General features: G+C 66.8%; 6 protein-coding genes and 1 pseudogene. 1 reads left to right on the forward strand and 6 read right to left on the reverse strand.

Annotated elements, in window-relative coordinates:
* Positions 1-284: 284 nt before the first annotated feature.
* A complete protein-coding gene (locus BLU81_RS50870) occupies positions 285-506 on the forward strand; it encodes a hypothetical protein (protein WP_231953483.1) in 222 nt (73 codons plus the stop codon).
* Positions 507-620: 114 nt separating this feature from the next.
* Here the strand turns inward: BLU81_RS50870 and BLU81_RS23840 are convergent, their stop codons facing one another.
* The 6 genes and pseudogenes from BLU81_RS23840 to mads6 form a co-directional block, all read right to left on the reverse strand.
* On the reverse strand, positions 621-5,549 hold the full coding sequence (locus tag BLU81_RS23840) for a DEAD/DEAH box helicase (RefSeq protein WP_092546698.1): 4,929 nt from the start codon (positions 5,547-5,549) through the stop codon (positions 621-623).
* Complete coding sequence (locus BLU81_RS23845; RefSeq protein ID WP_157751767.1) at positions 5,546-8,851, reverse strand: hypothetical protein; 3,306 nt, start codon at positions 8,849-8,851, stop codon at positions 5,546-5,548. The genes BLU81_RS23840 and BLU81_RS23845 overlap by 4 nt, the downstream gene beginning before the upstream one ends.
* 268 nt (positions 8,852-9,119) lie before the next feature.
* Positions 9,120-13,508 carry an ATP-binding protein gene (locus BLU81_RS23850; protein ID WP_157751768.1) on the reverse strand — a complete coding sequence of 1,463 codons (4,389 nt, stop codon included), beginning with the start codon at positions 13,506-13,508 and terminating at the stop codon, positions 9,120-9,122.
* Positions 13,509-13,853: 345 nt separating this feature from the next.
* Positions 13,854-14,510: pseudogene (gene mads8 / locus BLU81_RS52120) on the reverse strand (methylation-associated defense system ATP-binding protein MAD8); the annotation flags it as partial.
* Positions 14,507-16,102 (reverse strand): methylation-associated defense system protein MAD7, encoded by a 1,596-nt coding sequence (mads7, locus tag BLU81_RS23855; RefSeq protein WP_092546701.1) that lies wholly within the window; start codon positions 16,100-16,102, stop codon positions 14,507-14,509. The pseudogene mads8 and the gene mads7, both read right to left, overlap by 4 nt.
* Positions 16,102-20,187: a methylation-associated defense system protein kinase MAD6 gene (gene mads6 / locus BLU81_RS23860; RefSeq protein ID WP_092546702.1), complete on the reverse strand. Its 4,086-nt coding sequence runs from the start codon at positions 20,185-20,187 to the stop codon at positions 16,102-16,104. The genes mads7 and mads6 overlap by 1 nt, the downstream gene beginning before the upstream one ends.

The raw sequence follows: 20,187 nt of genomic DNA on the forward strand, positions 1-20,187 counted from the left end.
GGCGAACGGCGACGCCGGACTCGCCGTCCGGCTCTACCCTGAACTCCACGACTACCGGCAGGTCCGGCTCGACTCGATCCTCCTGATGAGCCGTCGTCTCGGCCTCGGATGCCTCTTCGTGGTAGTCAATGAGCGAAAAAAGCCGAGAAATATTCGGTACGCCCAAAACTGCCCCTGACCAGCAACATCCCGCCTGGTGCAACCCGTCCCGGTGCACCGCCGACCCGTCAACACAGGCCGACGGCTACCGATCCGGGGTCGGTGGCGAACACCGGTCGGCCGATGTGCCGCTGAACATCGGCGCGGGCAGTTGGCCGATCCCGCCGACCGGCGTGGCGTTCCTGACCGAGTCGGTAGCGCCGTGGCGCTGCTCCACCTTCCTACGGATCCTCGTCGACGGCGGCGCGGAACTATCCATGGCGATCGAGTCGGCAGGTCCACTATTTGCCGCTCTCACCGATCTGGTCACGTCCGGACTGGCGGGTCAAGAGGCGAACTGGCGATAAGGGGGTGAATTCGATGATCTGGCGGCGTCGTTCTGCCGCCGCCAGATCATCGCTTCGCTTGGATGCGATCCGTTGTCTGATCCTTTGACACGTCCCACGCGGGTTGTGTTACTCCTATAACACCGCGACACCCAGCAGCCTCAAATTGTCTGCTCCACCGTCGAGGGCGTCGCCGGCCGTCGGCTGTAGGCCTGCTCCGATGACGCCTGTGGCGTCGCGGCGGAGCCATAGACGTCCGACTCCGGCTTTTCCGTCGCGACTTGCCAGGATGACACGCCCTTCGTAGAGGTCGAGCTGGCCGGAGACCACGGATTCGAAAACCTCTCCCGGTGCTTCCGTCACCAGGAAGCGCCGGGTCGAGGCCTGGACCGGTGTGAGGTCGGAGAGGCTCACGCGGTGGGCGCCGACTGGCGATGGGTGGGCCTTCCCGAGAAGGCGGCTGAGTACATCGGCGGCTACACCGCGGCGTAGCTGCTCGTGGTAGCGCTCGTTGCGAAAGACGCGTAGGCATCGATAGCAACTGGTCTCCGGGCCGCACTCGCAGTCGCGGACCCGTTGCGCTGCTCGATCGAGCACGTCGCGCAGTCGTTCGGCGATGCGTTGGACGTGTCCAGCGCCGCCGGGCACTGTGTCGTACAGCATGATGACGCTGCGCCCGGCCTCGGTCTGGTACATCGTTGCGTCGACGTCGTCGCGGCTGATCTCCAGTGCAAGAACCGCACCCTCCACCACGGCGTACGCGATCGACCGCCAGGCGCTGTCGTCGAGGCCGACTACGGTCGCCCCCTCGAAGTGCAGTTCCAGAACGTCCGTCTGGTATTTGTGGGCCAGTGACAAGTTCTCCAGTCGGCCGCGGCAGTCCCGGCCGCTGAGCGGGCTTTGGTGACCGGCGAGTCCGCCGATGGTCGGCCGGCCGAAACCGCAGCTTGAGCAGATGAAGTATCCGCGGCCGAGCGGCCCGTCGCTGATGGCGATCAGCTCGCCTCTGGCACCGGCCCGAACGGCGACAGCGCCGCCGGTGAGGTCCAGCTTGTCTTCGTAGACTTCAGCACCGGGCGACACGACATGGGTGGCGCCGTGCCAGGCGCGACGTGGGGCGCGGGTGGGTCGACTGCCGCCGGCGCGGGCGGCCACGAATCCGAAGACGGGAATGGCATATTGGCGAGGAGCGCCGGCGAGCGCGGTGCCGCATGCGGGGCACGCCTGGTCGAGGCGGTCGATCGTTTCGCGGTAGTGGCCGCAGCCATCGCAGGTGGCGTAGTAGCGGCGTTCGAGGTCACGGCCGGGTAGCCGATAGACGCCGGCGGACTGCCAGGTGAGTCCGCCGGCGACGATTTCGGCTCCGGGGGCGTACTCGTAGATTGCTGACGAGAGGTCCCTGGACAGTTCCAGTTGTTTGGCCTGCTGGGCGTCGGCGAACGCCAGGCGTAGTTCGACGGTGTCGACGGGGAAGCCGTACTTGGGCAGGATGTTGCGGTTTGCCAACAGGCCGAGCAGTTCACGGCTGGTGATGGTTTTCATGACCCGGTTGTAGCGGGCGGCCTTGTCGTCCTGGCGGGCGTCGAAGGCTTCCTGTCGCTTCTGCTCATAGATATCGACATCTTGCTGCAGTTCGGCGCGCACGGATTCCAGCAGATCGGCCAGATGCTCGACCCAGGCCGCAGAATCCACTCCGATGCTGTCCTGTACCTCGCCGGGCAGGATCTTCCGCAGCGAGGCGGTGATGTCTGCGGGTACGGGTGTGAGGAAGTCCTTGACCAGGGTGGCCGGCGCGATTCCGTCGTCGCCGGGCAGGAAGAAGTCCGCCGCAGTACGCCATGCAGCGCCGAAGGTGCGGAAGTGGTGCCGGAAGAACGCGGCCAAAGCCACGGAGTGTGCGTGCCGTTGGTCGATCCGAACATTGTCGAGAGGTATGTACGGTGCCCGCACCTCGCCGGCGATCATCCGACCGGGTTCGGCGAAACGGGAGAGGTCGTGGGAACGCCGCTGGGCGTAGGTCACGACAAGCGCGGCGGCGTCGGCGCGACGACCGGCCCTTCCGGCACGCTGGACATAGTTGGCCGTGGTTGGTGGCATGTTGCGGAGCATGACGGCTTGAAGCTCGCCGACGTCGACGCCGAGTTCAAAGGTCGTGGAGCAGGAGAGTGCGTTGATCTCACCCCGGACGAACTGCTGCTGGATCTCCGCTGCTCGCTCGCTGGTCCACTGCGCGGTGTGCTCGAGGACGCGCAGCGGAACCGGATTCATTTCCCGGTAGACAGCTCGGTAGTGGTCGGAGTCCGCGTCGCCGACGGGTCGGGTCCAGCGTTCGAGGGTACCGCCGCAGGCCATGGTGGGACAGGTGCCGCGAACGCTGAACGGGGTGAGCTTGCGGCAGGTTGAGCACTGCCAGAGGGCGGCGTCATCACTGATCGCCGTGCAGACAATCAAGCCAGGGTCGAGCTGGTAGACCTGGCCGATCCCGCGCTCGGTGGTCGCGGTCAGCCATTCGGCCTGCGGTCCAGCCGTCAACAGTCGCCATATCCCGTTGAGAAGTTCGATCGGATCCTCGGCAAGCCCGATCCGGTCGAGCAGTCGGCGTACATAGTCGAGCCTACGGTTGATCCCTTTGGTGGGAATCCAGCTGAGAACCTTGCGACGAGCATCGGATCCATATTGGCGAACATAGATGGGTCCCAGCCTTGGGGCGAATGCCTCGTCGCGGGGGTCGACACCATCGAGTGCGGCGACGGCACCTTGTAGGCGAATGGATCGGACGAGCTCTCCGATCAGCGCCCAGGCTTCGTCGGCCGAGAGACCGAGGCCTGTCAGGGGACGGGGCGCTGACCAGGCGGGGTCGCGGGACATGTCCCAGGCGAGCAGGCCCCGACCTTCGAGAGAGTTGCGTTCGTCTACGCCGACGACCTCCGATTGCGCCCAGAGTGCGACCTGCCGTTCGCGCGCTTGTCGGGACTGTCGGCGCTCGAAGATGCCGTACCGGTCTGCGGCCCGGTTGGTGTGGTAGACGACGTCTTCCAGCCGGACTTCGTCGCCGGAGGCGCTGGCATCGACGGCGCCTTCGTGGAGTAGTCGTCGGCGCTGCATGCGCTGATAGGAGTCCTCCAGGTAGGGCGCGAAGTAGGCAGCGGACTGTCGGCTGTCGCTGAACAGTAGGAGCTTTCGTCCCTCCCCGCGTAGGCCTTGCTGAACGGGGTCGGATGCCACGGGCAGTTTCTGGTACAGGGCGGTGGCGAGGACCGAGGCGGTGGCTTCGTTTCCGCTGGAGAGACGGCGGATGAGGCCGTCGCCGCGTCCGCCACAGGCCAGGCACGCTGTAAGTTCGTCGCTACGTTGCTTCAGGAAGCGCACCTGACGCAGCGGCGCAGCGGCGCAACGAGGGCAGGCGGTCGCTGGCCCCACCTGGAAGATGCCACATCGTGTGCACATCGCTCCGGTCTCGCCGGCTGCGGGTGCGGGGCCGGCTGCAGCTTCCTCGTCTTCGTCAGTGGCGACTTGGTCGACGAGCGCCATCCACACTTGCGGTTCGTCCCGGGAGCGTCGTGAGCGAAAAACGGAGTGGCTGCCGACCCGTTCCAGGGTTCCCGAGAGGTAGACGGTGCCGCAGCGGCGGCAGGTACCGAACTCGAAGGTGGCGTCGCCGCAGTGCTCGCATCGTTCGTGTCGCGTCAGGCTGACGTGCGGCCCATCGGGTCCGAGACAGGTGAAGGCACCCTCGGTGGCACGTGCAAACAAGTGGTAGCGGGCGGAGAGCACCGGCGCACCGTCAGTGCCGTGGATGCTATTGGCCAGCGCCACCATCGCGGCGCAAGCCGCTTGGTCGCCGGTCGCGAAGAGTGCCTCCGCAGCTTGATGTAGTGGCACCGGCCCGTGGAAGAGGAGCGCCCTGAGCCGTCGGACGCGTTGCTCATGGGCCAGTGCATCGGCCGGGTTGTCGGTGACGTATCCGTGCTGTTCGGCCTGGGTCACGACAGCTGCGGTGGAATCGTCTGCGTGCAGAATCTCTGCGTAGGCCTCGGCTGGAAGTGGTCCCCATTCCGGCCCGGGTGGGAGTTCCACTCGGTCGGCGGTGACGATGTCCTGCCTGGTCTCGTCCGCCGGGTCGTACTCGAACGGGGCCGGGAACAGTGAGCTGGCGAAGCTGGCGACGGCCAACATTTCGTTGCCGACGGTCGCGCTCGTCGCGATGCACTGCAGCGGGTGGTCCGTGCTGACCCGGTCGATCAATCGGCGTAGCAGCATGGCGAGTTCCGCCCCGCGGGCGCCGTCGTAGACGTGCGCCTCGTCGACGACGATGAACTGCCAGTGCCCGGCGTGGTCTCCTTCGAAAAGGTCCATGTCGAGAGGCCGGAGCAGCAGGTATTCAAGCATCGCGTAGTTGGTGAGTAGGAGGTGCGGGGGTCGCTGCCGCATTTCCTCGCGGCTGAGCAGTTCGTTGTGGAGTGGACGCTCGCCCGGGTTCTGTTGAAGAAAGACCTCAGCGGCTTCCTGGCGAGTCTGCCGAGTCTCGCCTGTGTAGCGGCCGAAGGTGATGTCAGGGGCTTCGGCCAGCAGGCCGCGGAGGCGTTTCATCTGGTCGTTGGCGAGCGCGTTCATCGGGTAGAGCAGCAGCGCTCGGACGCCAGGGCCGAGGGTTCCGGCCGCCCGTTCGGCCATGATGCGATTGAGGATCGGCAGCAGGAAGCTCTCGGTCTTGCCAGAACCTGTGCCGGTGGCGACGACAAGGTTGCGACCGGCGGCAGCCTTGCGGATCGCCCGTTCCTGGTGCCGGTAAAGCGGCCGATCGAGGCTGAGTCCGGCGCCGAGGGTGGCGATAGCCGGATCGAGGACCCCGGCGTCGATGAGCTGGCGCGGTGTGCTGGAGGTGAGGTAGGGCGGTGTCGCTTCGAGGAGAGGGCCCTTGGTTATCTCCTGCCTGATCGCGTCGTTGATCGCAGTGTTCAGGGCCGCGGCCAGCGTGGGATCCTTCGGCTCCACCAGGGTGCGCAGATAGCGCTGGTAGGTGGCCACGATGGCATCGCTGGCGGCAATGGGGTCAAGGATCATCGGGCGGCTCCGGATCCGATCAAGGTGAGCTCGGCGAGGAGAAGGTCAATGGTGACAAGCCGTGGTGCGCTGCGGGCGAGCGTCGCATGATAAGGCAGGATGCGCGGCAGTAGCTGGTCACAGCCAGTGTGTCCGCGGGCGGCCAGTCGTGCCACGAATGCCAGAGCGAGCGAGAGCGCGGGGAGCGCCCGCCAACCCGTTGTCGGATTGCGCGCCCGAACTGCGTCCATCACACGCGGAATGTCGACGGCGTGAAGCTGTTGCTGTGTGATCAGGAGTAGGTCCCTGGCCGCAATGGAGACTCTGGCGATGCCCGGTTGGAGCCGCACGTCGAACAGTTGCCGTGCTGCCGTCAACCGCTCGTCGGCGTCGAGCAGACCACCCGGCACGACAGGCACCGCTTTCCAGAACCGATCGCGCGCCTCGATCGGTATCTGGGCCAAGCGAGCAGCGGAATCGTCGAATCGGCCGACAGCCCGGTGAGAATCAATCTCACCGCGGAGAAGGTCGAGCGCTACATCTCCGCAAACGGCTATCACTTGCTCGCTCAACTCTTCGGTCCGGTCTTCGTCGCCAAGTCGGTGAGCTGCAGCGAGCATGCCGGCCAGTGGGCTGATCTTCCACAGCTTGATCTCGTCACGGTCGCTGACGTACACGTTCGAGGGCAGAGCGGCCAGGCCGGAGTGCACCAGCGGGGCGGCCAGCCGGTCTGCCGATACCCTGGTCCGCGTCAGCCCGGCGAGCGTTTGCGAGGGATAGCGTCGAAGGATCGTGGACATTCCGCGGACATCACGGTCCACTCTCCCGCGTAGGTCGTCCTTGCGGTGGTAAAGGTCGATCAGCAGCGGTGTGATGTCGGGGCGGTCGGGTAGGTCGCCGACTCCGGCCAGGAAGCCCGACATCGCGTCGGCGGCGGTGTCTTCCCCGCTCGACTTCCACTCGCGATCGGGGATGTCGAAGACGTTGTCCGCCCCAGGCCAATCGGGCCACCCCGCCGGTACCCACGGGTCCTCGATGCGAAGGACCGCCACCAGCGGGCCTGCAGCAGCGATCTCCATCGGTAGTGGTTCGCTCACCAGATTCGGGTCGAAGCTCATCACGTGGGGCGGTAGCCACGGAGCGAATACGCGGTACAAACCAGCGACCAGCCCGCTCGCGGGCACGCCTTCGTCGAGGACCAGCCGGTCATTGTCGATGCGTACCGCACTGGCAAGGCGCCGTGGTGTGCAACGAGCCACGAGAAAATCCTGCTCGCCGATCCGCACCTCGAGGTGCGCGATGCCATATACCCCGATGGTGCCGGCTACGGCGGCGAGGGGGAACCGGGCCAATGGCTGCCCGTATGTGGCACCGGAAGAAACGGTCTGCAGTTCACGACCGGCGGCCTTGACGACGAGTACCGCGTCGCTCGCCTCGGCGAGCCGAACCACGAGTTCTCCCTCGCCGATCGTCTCGGTGTCCAAACGCAGTGGTTGCAGGGACCAGTCGGCGCATCCGCCGGCGCCGAGGCGCTGCACCGCCATGTGTGGCGGTGTCACCCGCACGGTCGTCACGCCGGCATTGCTGTCGATCTGCAACTCGGCGGCAACATCCTTGGGTCCCAACTGGACCAACGCCGGGGCGACGGTCAGGCCGGGCAGGCTCGGGCCGGCGCGCACGGTTGCGGGTTCGAGACCGTCGGCTCCAATCTCCCGCCAGGAGGGGCTGGACCTGGCATTCAGGCCCTCCGCCAACTCCAGGGTGCGGGACAGTCCTCGGCCGAGAGGCCCGCGGACGATGAGTTCGTACGCGCCGACGAGGGGTCGAGGCAGCCGTCGCCAGGGGTCGACGATGGTGTCACTGGTGACGGTGACCGTTTCGGCGCTCAGCTGCACGGACCCTGGTCTGCGAAGTCGGATGGACCATTCGGTCGGTACACCAGGCTCGGTCGGCAGGGTCAATAGCGGTGCCGTTGCGACGACCGGGACGCCGGTGAGGCCGCACACACCAGGCAGCGGCTGGTCGAGGTTCAGCCGCGCACGCCGTGCACCCTTGACCCGCCGAGGCGAGCCGTTACCGAGCCACAGCTCAGAAACATCCCGGAGGTCGACGCGGCGCAGCCTCCATCCGAGCCAGCCGTATGGGGCTGGGCCGTCGCCCAGATCCTGCAACTCGCCCGTAACATTCAACTCGAGTGGTGCTCCCGCGTTGGTTTCTAGGGGATAGAGCAGCCAGACGGGTTCCGGCGCCAGGCTGGAAGTCGCCGGCGCGCGGCGACCGTCTTCGGTGAATACCAACAGCGGATCCCGCGGGTCGACGATCTCGATCTCGAATTCCTGATCGTGGGCGGCGAGTTCGACAATGAGCCGACGGGCGGGACGGGCAAGGGTCATCGCCGTCGCGGGCGCGGTTTCACGCCCGCCCGGCCACATCGATCGGCTGACGACATTCTGCGCGTCACCGTCAACACGTACCTGCCACACCACCTGGCCGTCGGCGGCGTCGGGCACCGCCGGCAGACTCACCACGAGCCCTCGCCCAAACGGCTCAAGCTCCAGATAGGGGCGGGAGAAGCTGGACCGCGGCCCATAGTCCACGCGTTCGGTGACGCCGCTCCAGTCGAGCCAGCCCAACTCAGCGAGTTGCTGCGCCTTGGCGACCAGGTGCACCGGAAGGCCGAGCCCGTCGGTGTGGAACACCGGCTGGCGCAGGCGTTCCAGCAAGTCGATACAGCGGTCGACAAGATCTTCGGCGTAGTCACCACCGTACTGGAGGAATCGCTGGACGGGTTTGTCCAGCTCGAACAGGCGGGACTCGCGCCCGGGAGTCAGCGCCCACGCCAGGAACTGCTCCGCGGACATACCAGGGTCGCGGGCCAGTCGTTGAAGCAGCAGGTTCAGCAAATCGCCGATGCAGTACGCGGGCACACCGGCGTGCATCAGAATCTCGCCGACGTTCACTTGCGGCAGCCCCGGGAATCGGGCCAGGCTGAACCGGTCGAGGTTGGCGCGAAACAGCCCGCCCCACTGGGCCTGGTCGACCCAGCCCGGCGCCATCTCGTGAACGGCGCCCCAGTAGTTGCCGTGTTCGTAGCCGACAGCGCCGATGCCGGCAAGACCGACCACCAGGCATGCGGGGTACCGATAGGAAAGCAGCCGACGGCGGTCGTACGACGCACTGTCCGCCAAGACCCGGCCGAGCGCGCGTATGACGCCCTTGACCTCGTCCTCGGACGTGTCGAGTTCGGAGGCAAGTGATACGGCGCGCAAGGCAGGTGCCCAGGCGTCTTCCCTGTCTCGGAGGAACTCTGAAGCTTGCGACACTCTCATCCCCTCCGAATTCGGCCAAAGCCGTAGAGCGACTATGCAACTGGACGGTGACCGGCACAAGGCGAAAATCACATCGCTGCATAGCCTTGAGCCGATCGGACGACCACTGCACCGAGGAGTTCTCCGTATCGGCCCGGTCGGAGGAGCGACAAAGCGGTCTGGCCCGCACAATGTCCACATGCGACGGCACCTGTATTGCAGGCTACGGACCTTCACCACAGCGCTACCGGCTTGCGCGCCTGGGTGGGCACGCAAGCCGGTTCTACACTGCCGTCCTCGTGGCGCCCCCGTGGCGAGTGACGCGCGGGCGTAGCGAGATCTTGACAGCGCCATGGCTGAAAGACGCGTCGGTGGACTTGTTGGACCAGAGATACGCCTCGCCCCGACCGAGTGCGGCGAGTTTGGCCGGAGTCAGGCTGGCGAACGCCGCGTTGGCTTTCTGTAGATGCTTCAGCCAGGCCGGGGAGGTGAATCGGTGCAGGATTACGTGGTTGGAGAGTTCGATGAGCGGGATGGGCACTGACGGTGGATCCTGGCTGGCCACGAGGATGCTCATGCCCTTGTGGCGCATCTCCCGAACGCTTTCGATCAGTCCGTGTACCAGGTCTGGGCTTTCGATGTACTTGTGCGCCTCGTCGAAGACGACGAGCTTGTTGAATCGCTCGCCCTCGTTGGTCGCTTCGGAGAAGAGTTCCATGAGGACGACGAACAGGCCGAGCGCTTCGTCCTTCTCGATGAGCTCGTCGCGGAGGTCGACGATGATCAAGCGACCCGGCTGTACGAGATCCTGAATATGGACGTCGTCGTCAATGTAGTCGGCCGCCAGGTCGAGCCGCTGATGGGCGAGTTGCTTGATCTGATCGCTCAGCGAGGACTGGTCGATGCCGTCGCGAAGGACTTCCAGGGTCAGTCCAGAACGGTTGGTACGCATGATCCGGTTGAGCTGGCGGATGTAGGTCGACTGATTGCCGAGAGCTCCCATGAGGAAGCGCCAGTGGCTGGCCCGCAATTCGTCGGAGCTGAACTTCAGCGGGTGGACCTCGATGGCGGGATACTCGGTCCTACGTGCATCGACCTGGTCGGCGGGCACCAACATGACGACGTCGGTAAGGGCTGCGGGCTCGGCTCCATACCGTTGCCGCAGGCGTTCCAACATTTCGGTGTCGTCGTTGGGTTCCACCATGCTGGCGAACTCGGGGGTGTACGTCATCGTCGGGCTGTAGTGGAAGACGATGGTGGCCAGCGGCTTGGGTAACCGGTTGAGTTCTGGGACCGGCAACGACACTGCTTCGATGACGGAACCGAGCGTGTAGCTCTTTCCACTGCCCTGAACCCCGAAGAGACTGATCGTGTGCGTCTCGTTGAGGTCCAGGGCGATCCGCCGACCCGCGGCCTCGCCGATCACACCGTACTGGGGTGATGGACGGGTCGCCCCCACGAACACGTCCGGACCACCAGTGGTGGCAGCCGACCGGCGAATGAGCGGCAGATCGGGCTCGGCCGGGTTGTCTGCGACAGGTGAGGCCCGCTCGACCAGTTTCGGCGGCTCAGCCTCGCCATTGCCGCCGTCAGCAGCCGGAGGATCGTCCGCGGCTGGTGCCGGCTCCGGCGGCGTAGGCCGCTCCGCTGGGATGTCGTGCGACCGCACGGGGGCTCGGAAGGCGGCTTCAGCCGGCCGCGGAACGCTGAGATCGAGGCTAGACATCGTGGCGGAGGTCTGTCCATCGCCCGCTCCGGCAGCCAGCACCGGATCGGTCACTATCGCACCGAGGAGGTCTTCGATGAGGTCGCGGCCGATGTGATGAAATTCGACGCCCGCCTCGGTTTCGGCGCCAGCGCCGGCACCGCTGAGATCGAAGATCAATCCGGTGCGCGTGAAGTCCAGTCGGTAGCCGTCGTCCAGGTTGTCGAGCAGCCATTCCGCCTCGACGGCGACGGTTGGATTCATGACGCCATGCCGGAGCGCCCTGGCGAGGTAGTGGCGCAGCAGAGTGGCGAGTTCGGCATTGCGTACCGGCCGGTCGGGACGGTCCGGCAGCCTGAGGCCGGGGTCGAAGCTTGCACGCAACACGCTCTCGCTACGTTCCAGCTGCTCGAATATCTTGTCACGCAGGTGCTGTACGTCGGCGACGCTGGTGAGTGCGGTATGGCATTTGACCTCGACGAGACGGCAGGTGATCACGCGCCGTCGCGCGTCCAGGCTGAAGAGCGCGAGATCGGTGCGGTGCAGGGTGACGCTCTCGGCGATTTCGTCGGCTCGCCGTCGTGCTTCCCGGTAGAGCTCCAGGTGAGCGTCGAGCGGGACGAGGATCTGGTCCTGCAGCACACCCTGGTAGTCGAGGTAGAGCCGGGCCATGGCCAGGCCGAGGACCTCGGTGCGCTGGTTGGGTGCCGTCGAAGCGATCTTGAAGGCAAGGCGCCCGGACAGCAACCGGAGCTGATCGAAGAAGGTCCCGGCATGGCGGCGGTCGATGTGCACCCCGTGCTGATCCACCATCGGGTTGAGCATGGCGCGCAACTCGTCAACTGATCGGGAGCTGACCACCACATGGTGGTCGAGCCCGGCATCTCCGTCCGGGGCGTAGTCGATCACGTATGCGGGCCGGCGGGTGCTTCCCGGGCTGTCGAAGTATTCGACGCCCAGGGTGCGATCGACGGTGATGACCCAGTCACTACACCGATGGGCCTGATGCAACAGGGCGGTGTCATCGGCGTCGAGGCTGAGCGTGATACGCGGGACGCGACCCAGCCCGGATTCACCGGTGGTCACGGTCGCTGTGGCCTCGGCGATCGTCGACGGCAACGCAGCCAGGAGGTCGGTGCATTCTTCAGCGCCGGGTAGGTCGCGGGCCTTGCCATGTCGTGGTTGTTTGTGCCATGCGACAGCGGTCTCCGTATCGACGAACTGCACCCGCATGGACTGGACGAGGCCGTGTACCGGGACGGGTGCGGGTTGATCGTCGTCGCAGACGTCGAAATGCTCACCGGTGAAGGCGTCGAACAGAACTGTCACGTGGGCCGTGTGCCGGCTGGTCGCCGATCGGTACTCGGCCAACGGCCGGATGGCGACGGACAGTTTCGGCGCGAGCGCGGTTGCCGACGGCATGGCGAACACTTCGGCCTCGGCCGCACTGCTCCAGGAGCCACTGAGGAGGTCGGCGAGCGCCGCACCGATACCCGGCGTCTGCGGGTCGGCGGTGAACAACCGGACGTCGTAGCGGAGGCGGCTGGTGGCGGGCCGCCGTTCAAGCTCGAGCAAGGTGTCTGCCAGAACGTCTCCGCGGCCCGCGTTGACCGCACACAGCACCAGCGTACTCACGTACGGATGCATGCGCAGATATCGCTCCAGCCGGTCGGCCAGTTTGCCGGGCGACACCGAGATCGCGCCGCTCGCTGTCGGGCTGCCGCCGACTTTCAGCGCCTGGGCGAGATCCATCAGCACGGTTTGCGGGTCGTTGGTCTCCGACGGAAGATAAACCCCCCAGTACGGGTTGAGGTTCGCGACCGCCATCGTCAGCCGCCCACTGCCGATCACCACGGTCAGCGGAAAACCGGTGGGTTCGAGCTCCATGAGTGTCTGACCGGCAGCGAGCAGGGTCGCAGGGTCAGCCGCCGCCGAGTCCGCGAGCCACTTGCCACCGAGTTCAGCCCAGGTCAACAACCACAACATCCGCAGCGGGTGGGTTGGCGCCACGAGAGCAATCTCTCGGTGGACGCCGCTGGTGTCCCGGTAGTCGACCTGAACGGTGTCGATGCGCAGCAACGAGGTCAGGTCGCGCAGTGGCCCCGGTCCGGAGGACTGTTGTGACCGGTGCAGGAGCCACCTCAGGGCGGTGGCGTAGGCCTGGGCATACGCGATGACCGGTTCGCGGAGCACAATCAGGTCACGGCCGGCCAGGATCATGTCATCGGTACCGGCGATGGCCGCGAAAACGGCCGCCCTGGCCTGTAGAAGCAGCGCTGTCGACTCATCCGGGACTGTATCCGGGCCGGTGGGGGCGGGATCGAGGCGGTGGATCTCAGCGGGTGCCTCGCTGATCACGCTGACTCTCGTGGGTCTCGTCTGACCGGGGTGAGCGAGGATCTCCCGTTCCAGCTCGGCGAGGACCGGGCCCACGAGGATTTCTGCGCTGCCGTGCGGGCCGAAGCCGACCTGAAGGCTGCCACGATCCCGGCTCTTCCAGGACACCGAGCGGCAGTCGACGGTCTGCCAGTCCCGACCGTCGGCGAGGGCCGCGAACTGTAGTTGTCGTAGCACTTGGGTGACGCCGTCACCCTTGATTACTTGCTGGCGTGCCGGCGGCTCGACCAAATCGTCGCCGTCGGCGACCACGTAGAAGCGGTCGCTCTCCTCGGGCGGATTTCCGCCGGGAACCACGTCGACCGCATGTCGCCGCCGTCGCTCGGCACTCGGTAGTTCCACCCCCGCAGCGTCCAGCGGCAGGACCCGCACATAGTGCCAGCCTGGCTCAAGGTTCGCGGTGCGAAGCTTCCGCAGGTTGGCGCGGTAAAGGTCACGTGCGGTGGTGGAGACCTTCACCGTGCCTTGCACACCGGTCGGGCCGGATTCCTCGGAGACAAGCTGCACGACGAATCGGGCCAGCCCTGTGACGGTGCGCGGATCAGGTGTTACGCGGAAGGTGACCGGCAACTGGGTGATTCCGGTCGTGCCGGCGATCAGGTAAGGCTGGCCGGTGATGGTGCCTAGTACCGGATGGACGGCGTGCTCCGACTGTCCACCGGCGAGCGGCAGGCCCAGTTCCTGGACCTGGATCGTGACGTGGTGAACCGGCTGCTCTTCGGCCAGCGGCCAGTGTTGGAAGGCCAACGGCCAGTTGGCATGGTCGACGACGATGGGCCGGGTCCAGGACCGCAAATCGTCCAGTCCGGTCCTGGTCAGATAGTCGGCAAGCCGGGACCGAAAGCTCGGGTCGGTCAGTCGCAGAGCGATCACCCGCTGGCGCGCGGAACGGTCCGGGGTGCTCAGCACGCTGACCGCAGCGGCGTTGCGCCGGATCCGTGCCGACAGGGTGGCAGGCTCGGTGAAGACTTCGAAGTCGGGGATCAGTCCGAGTTCGAAGAGCGCCGCGCCGGCGGCCTGCCGGTCATGGTCGTTGCCGGCCACGGTCAGCAGGTATCGTGCCCTCTCGGCCGTTCCGGCCGGGCGGGCCGCATGATCGTCGATCGCGGCGAACATCTCCAGGAGGTCGTGCCGAAGCTCGTCCGGCAAGCTCACCATCAACTGAGCGGCCAGTTCGGGATAGACCTCGCCGAGAACGACGTCCTCGAAGGTGGGGACGTCGAAGGAGTCTTCGGCGCTGACGTGGATACCAGGCGGAAGGAACACCAGTAGGGGAGGACGTAGCCTGCCCTGCGCGTCCGGGTTGCGCAGTTCGACGAGTTTGGTACTGGTCACGGCCACATCGGAAGCGACGTCCGCCTGCTGCCCGAGGACGTGAATCTGCGCCCGGTCGCCGACGGCCTCACGCAGTCTGCGACACAACCGTTCGGCCAGCGGGGCCGGAACGTCGGCGACCCTGGCGCAGTGTCCCGGCCCGCGGGCGGCCAGCAAGGCGGACAGTCGCGGGACGAGTACCCGTTCGAGGGCTTCGTCGAAGTCGGCGTCGGTGATCTCCCGCAGCCCAGTGCTCATCGTGATGGTCCAGCCGAGGTGAGGAGGTATCGGGGCGTGATGGTCTGGGTGAGGTACGCGTCGGAAAGGTCGTTGTAGAAACCGATCTCCCGCAGCTTGGCGACGAACGCCGTACGGTTGGCACGCAACGCCGCCTGATCGGTGAGGGTCGGTGTGCCGAAGCCGTCACCGGCCGGCAGCCGATCGATGTACAGGCCGTATTTCTCGCGGAGCTCGGCGAGGAACTCGTCGACGCGGATCGGCTCGGTGTGCAGGCCACCGTGACCGTCGGGCCGCAACAGGGCGAGCTGCAGCAGCACCTCCAACAGCCGGCTGTCGAAGACGAACCGGCGCTCGGCTCGGCGCGGCTGGGCGATCATCGCGCCGGGACGATTCTTGAGCATCAGCGTATCGAGGCATTCGGTGAGGTACTTGCGATGGAACCCCACCCGGCAACTCGAGATGATCTCCAGGTACGTAGTGAACGAGTCGAGCCCCAGCCCGACCAGGTCAGCGACCATCGGATCCGGATCTTCCTCGGATCCGCTCACCGCACTGAGCACCCCGGGCAGGCGTGATTTGGCGAAGGTCTCCCGGTCGGCGCGGTACCGGGGTTCCAGCAGTTGCAGCAGCTCCGGGACCGCGAACACCCCCGCCGCCGGCCGACGACGTTTACCGGCCCGGACGAGGTGCGCGGCCAGATCGTCGAGCTTGCGCACGGTGAAGGTGCCCTGGATGAACTCGGGCATCCGGGCGTACCAGTATCGGGCGCTGCGTTCGGCCAGCGCTGCCGCGGGCGTACCGGGCACGCCGGCCACGTCGAGGAAGAAGCCGCACTCAGGGTCACCGGCCTGCCCGGCGAGGCGCTGCGGCAGCAGCCGCATCAGCCGCAGATGGTATCGGGCCAGGTGGAACGCGAAGAGGATCTTCAGATGGTCGACCAGTACCGACCGCGGAATGACCCCCTGGTGGTCCATCAGCTTGATGATGTCGTCGGCCATCAGGCGTGCCGACGCCGCATCCAGCGGCGGATAACCCTGTGCGGCCTTCCCTTCCCGGTCGGTGACCTGCTGCCGCAGCACCTGAGCCAGGTTGATCAGCGCTTGCGTCTCGACGTCGACCGCGGCGTCCGCAGTCGGTGTCTCGGTGCGTCCGTCCACACCGGCGAAGAAGAAACGCTTGAGGTCCTCCAGCACCCGGGCCCCACGACCACCGGGCTCATGCCGGATCATCCAATACAGCTGCTCGTCAGCGCCGTACGGACGAGACCGTTTACCCACCCGATATCGATAGGCGAAGCCGTGCAACGGTCGCATCCCGGCCACCGCTTGGCCCGGTTTTCCGCGGTTGACCAGGTCCAGCAGGTTCGTCTCCAACCATCGATAGGTCAGGGCAGGGTCGAAGCCGCGGAACTGATCCGGGTTTTCCAGGACGAGGTCGACATATTTCTCGATCGGGATGCCGTCCGGCTGGCCGATCACCACGCTGGGCGCGCCACCGAACCACAGCCGGGGCAGCAGCCCGGTGAGCACACGATCCATGTCGAGCTGCTTGTAGTCCAGGAAGCTCACACCTGGGTGACGGAATTCCCGATCCTGGCGTTGGAGTCCCATCAAGCCTCCGCTTCCGGGGCGTTCACGACGGCGGGAGCATCCATCACCAGGGTGCCGCCTTCGACGATGCGGATCCGGCGCACGTCCTCGCCGGCGACGGTGAGCAGGATCTCCCGGTACGGGGTGGCCGACAGCTCGTTCTTGAAGATGGTCAGTCCCAGGTACAGGCCCTGTCGTTCGGCCGCACTCGGCAGGTGGCCGTTGCCCAACTGGTACAGCAGTTCGAACAGGTCCAGCCGGATCTCCAGTTCCGCCCGGTGTCCGCCGGCGCCCCGATAACCGAGCACCAGTTCCCGATGGCCGCCCTCCAGATAGGGGGAGGCCGGGTGGCCGGCCGGCTGCAGCTGGAGGCTGTTCGCAGGAAAGAGCCGGTAGCTACGGACCGTACTGCCGGGCACCGGGCGGACCTGCAAGGCCAGCGCCCCACCGGAGACCGCAGCGCCGGACAGCCCTTCGCCTCGGTTGACCGCCGCGATCAGGGCGGGCAGATAGCCGGGCGCGGTCTCCGGTTGCTCAAGCAACCGCGTGAACGTCTGCGCCGAGCGGTAGGGCAGCATCCCGGCCGAACGATCGGCGTCGACGCATTCGAAGTAGAACCTACGCCGGGCAGCCGCGAGATATCGGCGGTGCGCCGTGCTCTCCTCGGCGGTCGCCGCAGCGCCGCGCGGCAGCTTGACGAAGGCGTCGGTCAGCAGCCGCAGATCGTAGTCGCCGCGCTGGTCGATCGTCATCAGTGCCCGGCCGGCGTCCGGGCCGACATAATCCAGACGTCGATCCAGGGCAGGGTCAGCGGACACCGCCACGTCCAGTTGGGAGAGCAGCGACAGCAGCCGGTCTCGGCCGCCTGCCGGACCGATCCAGCTGTTGAAGTAGAAGCCGTCCAGGATCGTGTCGCTGTCGCCGCTGGCGTACAGCTGATGGATCTGCTCGCAGTTGCGCCCCGAGGTCAACAGGTAGGCCAGGGCGGAACCGACGTCGCGCATGGTCACGTGCTGCACTCCGCGCAGCGAGGTCATGGTGAACAACGCCCGGAGCCGACCGACGATCTTCGGGCCAACGCCCTGATTGGCCAGGGTTTGCGCGTTGTGTCGGGCGTAACAGTCGGCGGCCAACGGGCATCCTCCACACGCCCGCCACCGGCTCGGATCGGTCATCCGGGTGAGTAACCGGTCGAATACCGACTGATCAGCGTCATCGAAGCCGGTGAGCAGACTCCGCCGGTTCAGGTTGATCACCGCAACCACGCCGCTGTCGGCGGTTCCGGTCAAGCCCGCGCGCACTCGCGCCGCGAGCGCCGGAAAGTCCTGCGCGTGGGCGTCGACGAAGTCGACCAGCCGACCCTCGTTGATCGCCACGAGCCTGGTCTCGTCGGCCTTCCCTGTCATGGTGCCCCCGCTGAACGGGCCGAAGAAGTCCATCAGGACCTCGTCATTCGTACGATCGCCCTCGTCCTGGCTGCCGTCGTGGTTCGTGCGCAGCCATCGCCCGTCAGGCAGTCGCAGGTCGGCGCCGTTGTCGCGGTACACCACCGAGCCCGGGTCGCCACTTGACGCGTCGCGCAGCAACCGATGCAGGTAGGCCGTCTTACCATCACCGGCGTTTCCCGTGATGATCACCAAACGGAATCTGCCGGACAGCACCGCCGGAGTCAGCTTGTCGTCCAAGGCTGTGGGCACGTACAGGTCGAGGTCCTGGCCACCGCTGCGGGTGCCGGCGTTGCTGCCGTCGCTCTGGCTGTACAGCGAGCGCAACTGCTCGAGAAACGGGTTGCGACCCGCCGTCGGCGCCGGCACCGGCTTCGGCGCGACCGGCGCGGGTGCGACCGGCTGATGCACCCGGTCACCGATCGCACGCAGCGCCCCCAGGAACTCGCCCGCGTCGGAGTACCGTTCGCTGCGCCACGGAGCGATGGCCCGCATCAGGACCTCGATCAGGACGTCGGAGAGGCTGCCCAACCCGGGCCGGGTCCGCGGGTCGACCGCCCGTTCACTGGTGGCCCGCCGTACCCCACCGGCGAAGGGCCACTCTCCGGTGAGCAGTTCGTAGAGTGTGACCCCCAGCCCGTACAGATCGCGGTCGACCAGGTCGGCGGTGGTGGGGCGGCCCGCGACGTAGTCCGGCGGGGCGTACTGGGGGGTGCCGCCCACCTGGGACAGGCTGTCGTCGGCCCGGGTCGCCACATTGAAGTCAAGGATCCTGCAACCCGCATCGGTGCGCAGCAGGTTGGCCGGCTTGACGTCGCAGTGGAAGATCCCCTCCTGGTGCAGATGAGCCAGGCCTTCGGCCACGTCGGCGCCGAAGCGCACCACGTCGGCCGGCCCGAGCGCCCGCTCGGTGACCAGCGCCTTCGCGTCCCGCCCCTCGATGTACTCGAAGACCACGTAGGGCACCCGGCCGAGCTCGAGGTAGTCCGCCTCGCGCACCACCACGATGCTGCGGTGCAGCGGCAGGTTCAGCAGGAGTTTGAACTCCTGCTTGAGCCGCTCGATCGCTGACTCGGACACTCGATGAACGATCTTGATGACGCGTTCCTCGTCGGCCAGGTTGTCGTAGACCCGGTAGACGGTGCCGAACCGTCCGGCCCCCAACCTGGTCCGGACCTGATACTTGGCGGTCAGCTGATGCCCCGGCTGCAGACTGCCGTAGTCGGTGCGCGACGCTGGCGGAACGGCCGTGCGAGGTTGCGCTGCGGCTGCGACCCGGGCCAGCCGCTGCAACTCCCGCAGCACCTGTGTCGCAGCAGGCCGGCCGGAGGGTGCGAGGGCACACATCCGGCGCAGCAGTGCCGCCAGCGCCGGATCCACCCGCGCTTCGGACAGCACCGAGTCCGGCAACTCGCTGCCCCGGCGAAACTGGTCCTCGGTCGACGCGAACGGCAGCTCTCCGGTGAGCAACTGGTACCCGATCACCCCGGCGGCGTAGACGTCCGAGGCCTGGCTCATGGCCTGCGCCCGGTTATGGCACTCCGGCGCCACATAGGCCGGGTCGAGCACGCTGGTCAGCTCGTCGACGACGGTGTAGTCGCGTGGCCCCTCCGGGCGGGCGTAGTCGAATCCGGTCAGCAGCGCCCGGCTGTTGTCGGTCTGCACCAGCACCGCGGTCGGGGTCAGCGCCCGGTGCAACACGCCGTAGGCGTGCGCGTGCGCCAGCCCGCGCATCATGTCGGCGAAAACCCGCAGCTTCGCGTCCGCGCCCAATGTCTGCCGCGGATCCCGCAGGTGCACCGCGAGCGCCTGCCCCCGCGTGTCGTCGAGGACCAACACGAAACGGCTGCCGTCCTCGGTGGCGAAGAACGTCCGGCGCCCCACGATGAACGGGCTCGGAGGCAGTTTCGCCAGCATCTCGTAGGCGTTGGCGATCTTGTACTTCTGTGCTTCCCGCTCGCGTTCCGGCAGCAGCGGATTGGCCCGGTACACCCGCAGCAGGACCGTCTCACCAGCGCCGGCTTCGGCGTTGCGGGCCCGGTACTCGGTGACCTCGGCGTCACCACCGAGCCGTTCGGACACCACCCAGTCGCCGAATCGCTGCGGACCGGTGGGCCGGCGAACCGCGCCGGTGAGAGCCGCGACGATCGCGGCCTGGTGCTGCCGGACGTCGCGCGCCATCCCCGCCCGCACCCGGGAGACGTCGGCGAGCGCCGGGATCAGCCCCTCCATGTCGGTGACGTGCAGGGCGTCCGCATCGGCCCGGTCGCTGGAGTCGACCAGGCGGGCCTCCGGCCCGACCAACGCGACGAGCTGGTCGACATACACCCGGGACAGCGCAGGCCGATGTCGGGTCAGGAGACCTTTCACGGTACGGGCGTGGCCGCGCAGTTTACGCACGGGCGAGAAGAACGGCGGCCGACCGGCTGGGAACCATTCGGTCCCCGCGACCTCCACGCGTCCCCGAGTGCCTTTGACGTCGATCAGGCAGACGCCGCGCGCATTGATCACGACGATGTCGATCTCGTAGCTGTCGCCGCGCTCCGGGATCTCGATGTTGTGCAGGATGATCCAGTCGGCGGGGGCCTGCTCAGCCAGGTGCCGCAGCACGCGGCGTTCAGCATCGTTGGCCGGAGGGCCCCCGCCGACGATCTGCGCCAT

This window comes from Actinoplanes derwentensis, assembly GCF_900104725.1.
Taxonomy (GTDB): Bacteria; Actinomycetota; Actinomycetes; order Mycobacteriales; family Micromonosporaceae; genus Actinoplanes; species Actinoplanes derwentensis.